The 6,675-nt window shown below is 50.3% G+C and carries 5 protein-coding genes; all 5 read left to right on the forward strand.

The features are described from left to right. The coding region (locus tag AC06ND_RS05530) for a SusC/RagA family TonB-linked outer membrane protein (protein ID WP_475677997.1) at window positions 1-1,656 on the forward strand (1,656 nt) is incomplete at its 5' end. Window positions 1,657-1,680: 24 nt separating this feature from the next. Then, window positions 1,681-3,255, forward strand: a complete 1,575-nt coding sequence (locus tag AC06ND_RS05535; RefSeq protein ID WP_475677998.1) for a RagB/SusD family nutrient uptake outer membrane protein — start codon at window positions 1,681-1,683, stop codon at window positions 3,253-3,255. 25 nt (window positions 3,256-3,280) lie between these two features. Further along, a complete protein-coding gene (locus AC06ND_RS05540; RefSeq protein WP_475677999.1) occupies window positions 3,281-4,183 on the forward strand; it encodes a zinc-binding metallopeptidase in 903 nt (300 codons plus the stop codon). Between the two features lie 11 nt (window positions 4,184-4,194). After that, the gene (locus AC06ND_RS05545) at window positions 4,195-5,475 is read left to right on the forward strand and encodes a DUF4302 domain-containing protein (protein ID WP_475678000.1); all 1,281 of its coding nucleotides are present in this window, start codon (window positions 4,195-4,197) and stop codon (window positions 5,473-5,475) included. Between the two features lie 12 nt (window positions 5,476-5,487). After that, window positions 5,488-6,675 (forward strand): BACON domain-containing protein (locus AC06ND_RS05550; protein WP_475678001.1); only part of this gene is annotated, 1,188 nt, incomplete at its 3' end.

The raw sequence follows: 6,675 nt of genomic DNA on the forward strand, positions 1-6,675 counted from the left end.
CCTGTATCGGTTCTCCCTGTCGGTGGTATCTACGAGCGTCAGGACAACTCTATGCTCGGTTACGACTTCCGTGCAACCGCGAACTTCAACAAGACCTTCGCTTCGAAGCATATCGTGAACCTCTATGGAGGTACCGAGATCAACAGCATCGAGCGTCATGGTATCTGGTTCCGCGCATGGGGTCTCCAGTACGGCATGGGTGAGACTCCAAACTACGACTACCGCACCTTCAAGAGAGGTTCTGAGGAGAACAGTAACTACTACACCATGACCAACAAGCATGACCGTAGTGCTGCATTCTTCGCAAACGGAACTTACTCTTATGATGGACGTTACGTCATCAACGGCACCATCCGTTACGAGGGTACCAACAAGCTCGGTAAGAGCCGCCAGGCACGCTGGCTTCCTACATGGAACGTCTCTGGTGCGTGGAACATGCATGAGGAGAAGTGGATGAGGAATGCATATCCTGCAATCTCTCACCTCAGCCTCAAGGCTTCTTACTCACTTACCGCAGACCGCGGTCCTTCTTCAGTGACCAACTCTGCAGCCGTCATTTCTTCTACCACTCCTTGGAGGCCATTCGCAAGCGTTCGTGAGTCTATGCTCTACATCGCAGACCTTGCAAATACCGACCTTACATATGAGAAGAAGAAGGAGCTCAACCTCGGATTCGAGGCCGGCTTCGTTGACAACAGGATCAACCTCACCTTCGACTGGTACACCCGTAATAACTACGACCTCATCGGTGTGATCAACACTCAGGGTATCGGTGGACAGGTACAGAAGATGGGTAATATCGCCAGCATGAAGTCAGACGGTGTCGAGATCTCCCTCACTACTACCAACGTGAAGGTGAAGGACTTCTCTTGGACCACCAACTTCATCTACTCGCATTCTCATAACGTCGTGACTGACCTTAAGACCACCACCCGTATGATCGACCTCATCACCGGTAGCGGTTTCGCACAGGAGGGTTATCCTGTACGTGGTCTCTTCTCGATCCCATTCCTCGGCCTCAACGAAGAGGGTCTCCCTGTATTCAAGGATCAGGATGGTGGCGAGTCTGTTACCGGCATCTACTTCCAGGAGTCTGAACCGGAGAAGCTCAAGTTCCTCGAGTATTCAGGTAACGTAGATCCTACCGACGTCGGTTCATTCGGTAACGTATTCCAGTATAAGGGCCTCAGACTCAATGTCTTCCTTACCTACTCATTCGGAAACGTCATCCGTCTTGACCCTGTCTTCAGCAGCAGCTACAATGACCTTGACTCAATGCCTAAGGAGTTCAAGAACCGTTGGACTGTTCCAGGTGACGAGAAGGTTACTGACATCCCTGTCATCGCCAGCGCATGGCAGAACAAGCTCGACTCTGACCTCAGATATGCATACAACGCATACAACTACTCTTCAGCTCGAATCGCAAAGGGTGACTTCATCCGCCTCAAGGAAGTGTCACTCAGCTACGATTTCCCTAAGAACATCGTAGAGAAGATGAGACTCGGTTCCCTCAGCCTCAAGGTTCAGGCAACCAACCTCTGCCTCCTCTATGCTGACAAGAAGCTCAACGGTCAGGACCCTGAGTTCTTCAACACCGGTGGTGTTGCCGTTCCGCTTCCTAAGCAGTTCACTTTCACTCTTAAGATCGGTCTTTAATCAATGGAGGGAAACACTATGAAAATGAACAGAATTATATATGTATTGGCAGCTCTCGCTCTCGTGGCAACATCTTGCGACAAGTTCCTCGATGTGATGCCTGATAACCGTACCGAGCTTGACACGCCAGAGAAGATCAGAAGCTTTATTACTTCTGCATACCCGGAGACCGATTATATGCTCATCACCGAGTTCTCCTCAGACAACGTTGATGACTATGGTGCAAACAACCCTAACCATGATCGTTTCATCGACCAGGTTTTCAGATGGGAGGAGATCACCGAGTCTGATAACGAGGACGTCGAGAATCTCTGGGGTAACAGCTATATCGCAATCGCAGCAGCTAACCAGGCTATCGAGGCAATCGAAGATCTGGGCGGTGCTGAGGCAGCAGGCCTCGAGGCTGAGATGGCAGAGGCTCTCCTTTGCCGCGCATATAGCCACTTCATCCTTGTGAACGTATTCGCACAGGCTTATTCTGCAGAAACTGCAGACAAGGACCTCGGCGTCACCTACATGCTCCGGCCAGAGCAGGGTCTCAACCCTAAGTATGAGAGGAACACCGTGGCTCAGGTTTACGACTACATCGACAAGGATCTCCAGGCAGCGCTTCCTTACGTAAGCGAGCAGTACTACACTGTGCCTAAGTATCACTTCAACAAGAGGGCAGCCTACGCTTTCGCTACCAGGTTCTACCTCTATTATGAGAAGTATGACGAGGCTATCAAGTGGGCAGACCTCTGCCTTGGTACTCAGCCTGGCACCATCCTCCGTGACTGGAAGGACGTAGCAAAGATGACTCAGGATCCTGATGTGATCTGCCAGCATTACATTGACGCAGGTCTCAGCAGCAACCTCCTCCTCATCACTGCTTACTCTAAGATGGGTCTCTGCTTCGGCCCTTACCGTGTATACTCAAGATATTCTCATGGCAAGTACCTTGCTGAGAACGAGACAGGTATCGCTCTTGCAACCCTTCTTGGCACCAACAACAGGAACTTCTACCAGTCTGAGATGAAGATCTACAGTGCTACCAACCTTGATAAGGTCATCTTCTGGAAGCTGCCTTATCTCTTCGAGTACACTGACCCTGTCGCTCAGATCGGTTACTATCGTACCGTATATCCTGCATTCACTTCAGATATGACTCTCCTCGAGAGGGCTGAGGCTAAGATTCTCGCAAAGCAGTATGACTCTGCAGTCGAGGATATGAATACTTGGCTCAACAACATCTCAAGAAGGGAGTACAACCTCACAGCAGAGGATATCGTATCCAAGATGAACAGCGTCAACTACTCAAGCTGGGATGTTGCTACCGTCAAGAAGGAGCTCAACCCTGGTTTCGAGATCGGTGAGAAGGGCTCTATCCAGGAGAACCTCCTCCAGTTCGTACTCCTCCTCAAGAGGGTCGAGGGTCTCGCAATGGGTCAGAGATGGTTTGACGTGAAGCGTTATGGCATCGAGATCGAGCGTCGTGAGATCAACATGAAGGGTCTTCCTGAGCAGGTAATGGACAAGCTCGTAGTTCGTGATCCTAGAAGGGCCATCCAGGTTCCTGTAAAGGTAAGCGACGCAGGCTATGAGAAGAACCCACGTTAATTTCCAACCAATCATGAGATTTATTATGAAAAAGAATATTTTTGTCATCGCAGCCTTGGCGGCAGCTCTCTTCGGAGCAAGCTCTTGCTCTGAGGATGCTCTCAACCCAGAGAGTGTCATCACCGCCGATATCTACGAGAAGAATGATTTCGACAAGTGGTTGGAGTTCAATTACGTCAACCCTTACAACATCGATTTCAAGTATCGTTTCGAGATGAACGAGTCCGACATGAACTATTACACTATTCCTGCCGATATGGAAAGTGCAAATATGATGGCTCACCTCGTTAAGTATCTCTGCGTCGATACATATGATGAGGTCGCAGGCCTCGACTTCACCCGTGGTTACTTCCCTAAGATGTTCTTCCTCATCGGAGAGTGGGAGTATCGTAACAACGGAACCTTCATCCTCGGTACTGCAGAGGGTGGTAAGAAGATTCTCCTTTCAGGTATCAACTACCTTCCTATGTACCTCAGGCAGGGTGCAGATGCTCTCAACCACTACTACATCAAGACCATCCACCACGAGTTCACCCATATTCTCAATCAGACCAAGGACTATCCTGTAGACTTCAAGCAGATCACTGGTTCAGGTTACGTTGCAGATAGCTGGAGTGAGCCACCTTACGATTCTGAGTACCTTACAAACGGCTTCATCAGCTCATATGCTCAGCATTCAGACGGTGAGGACTTCGCCGAGATGGTATCAATCTATGTTACCAACACTCAGGCATACTGGGATGCACAGATCAAGGCTGCCGGCACTGATGGTGCCAAGGCCATCAATGCGAAGCTTGACATCGTAAGACTCTATATGAAGTCAAGCTGGGACATCGACATCGATCAACTTCGTGCAACCATCCTCCGTCGTCAGGGTGATGTCGTAGCGGGCAAGGTTGATCTTACTGATATTTCCATTAACAAGTAAAAAAGGCAGACATGAAAACAAGAAACATAATCAGCGCTCTTGCAGCTATGCTCTTCATGATCCCTGTGCAGTCTTGCCTTAAGGATCAGAAAGATTATTTCGAGGAGTCATCTTCACAGAGGCTTCAGAACTTCAACAGCGAGGCTCAGAAGATTCTCTGCGACGGTGAGGGTACTTGGGTGATGGACTATTATCCAGGTGTCGGTCAGATGTACGGTGGCTATGCTTTCGTACTCAAGTTCACCAAGGATGACGTTACCGTATATTCAGAGATCGCAGACGAGTCTGCTACCAGCCTCTACAGGTTCACTGCAGATAATGGTCCTGTTCTCGTATTCGATACCTACAACCCAGTCCTTCATTATTTCGCAACTCCTTCATCTTCAAGGTATGAGGCATTCGGTGGTGACTTCGGTTTCACCGTGCTCGAGTATGATAATGAAGAGATGGTACTCCTCGGTAAGAGGTCAGGCAACAAGTACTTCCTCCATCGTGCTGCTGAGGGACTCGATCCTCAGGAGTATTGCGAGGGTGTATTGGAACTCTCTGAAGGCTTCGCTGCTGCTTCTCTCGAGGGACAGATCGGCGATCTCGATGTCACCGGTACCGTTGACCTTGACAGCAGGCGTCTCTACATCGATTGGGAGACTGGCGAATTTGACGAGGCCGGCGAGCCAGTCGTGGACGGTGTGTCAATGCCATTCACATTCACTCCTGAAGGCCTCCATCTCTATGGACCAATGGAGGTGAACGGCTACACCATCAGGGACCTCTTCTATCTCGACAACTACAATGCCCTTACCAATGGCGTGATCACTCTCTATGGTAAGCTCCCAGAGGGTTATCAGACTTATGATTCATTCCCTGGCGACTACGTCCTTACCTATGGCTCTACCAACGTCAACGTTAGCCTCGTGCCTACTCAGGACGGTCTCGGATTCAATATCGTAGGCCTTATCAAGGATTACCCTGTATACGCAGCATACGACAAGTCACGCGGTGGTCTCCGCATTCTTTTCCAGAACATCACCACTGTCGGCAGTACTTCTGTCAAGCTCTGCCCACTCGATTCAGGTGCAGGTTACCTCACCTGGACAGAGGGTGTCGGTGTGAATGTTACCTGGAGTGAGAAGAAGGGATACTTCACCTTCTCTGACAACGGCGTATGGGAAGATTACGTTGCTGACTCATTCATCATCTGGTCGTTCGACGCTGCTGGTAACAGCGCAGGTGAGTATTCTGGACTCGGCAATTCACGCTTCTTCGAACTCAAGTCTCTCACCAGACGTTAATCGTATTGAATCATGAAGAACAGATTTTTCATCATAGCTGCAGCTCTCTCAGTCCTCTCGCTCGCTTCTTGCGAGAGGCCTGAGCCGCTCAGCGAGACACCATCGATCGCCGTCCTCTCTGCTGAGCTCGGTATTCCTGCAAAGGGTGGCGACGCTTTAATTGGACTTGACGCGGGTCAGGCATACCAGGTTACGACTGAGTCGTCTTGGCTTACCATCCTTACCCCAAGCACTACTGATGATCGCATCATCAGAATGTCAGCAGGTGCCAACCCTACTATCCAGTCGCGTTATGCACAGGTAGTGGTAACTTCTGGCAAGGACTCTAAGACCTTCACCGTAGAACAGTATGGTGGACGTACCTCAGGCTTTGCTCCTAACAATATCATCGCAACAGCTGACGCTGCTACCTTCGAGTTCCCTTATGACTTCGATGAGATGATCGAGGCATCTGTCGATGCCGAGTGGGTAAGTCTCGAGACTACCGAGACCAAGCTCGTCGTAAAGCTCGAGGAGAACACCACTCCTGCAACAACGGACAACAAGGAGCGTAAGGCTCTCGTAAGATGGACCCTCGGCGTAGACCAGGGCATCATCGAGGTTAGCCAGAGAAATGTTGCGTTCATGAGAGAGGACAGCAACTGGAAGGTCGACTATCTCGGTCTCCAGAAGTATGAGGGTGTGGATGCGGAGTTCATCCAGAACACCGTCACCGACCCTACTATCTCAGGTAAGTACAGCATCACTTATGCTAGCAAGGAAGAGTTCGCTGCAGCAGGTCTCCCTGTAGCAGATTTCGTTGACGTCGTCGCAGCTCCTGGACTTATCGCAGACATCAATTATGCAGTAGAGTACTACAGCGCGTACGGCTATGACGTTACCTTCGGAGACTTCCTCTATGAGGATACCGATTACGAGATCTTCAACCCATTCGAGGCAGGCGACTACTATGCGTTCGCAATCGGACTCACCGAGGACGGTGAGGCTACCGGTCACTTCGCATACTCTACATTCACCAAGAAGGGCGGAAGCGGCCCAGCTACAGGCTATGACTCATGGCTCGGTGAGTGGGAAGTTCCTCACGGAAACTCTACCAGCAAGTTCGACAAGTGGACCATCACAGCAAAGGAGAACGGCGTATCATACAACATCACCGGTATCGAGGGTTACACCGACCTTACCATCGAGGGTATGTATGAC

It is taken from the genome of Candidatus Cryptobacteroides sp. (assembly GCF_056207615.1).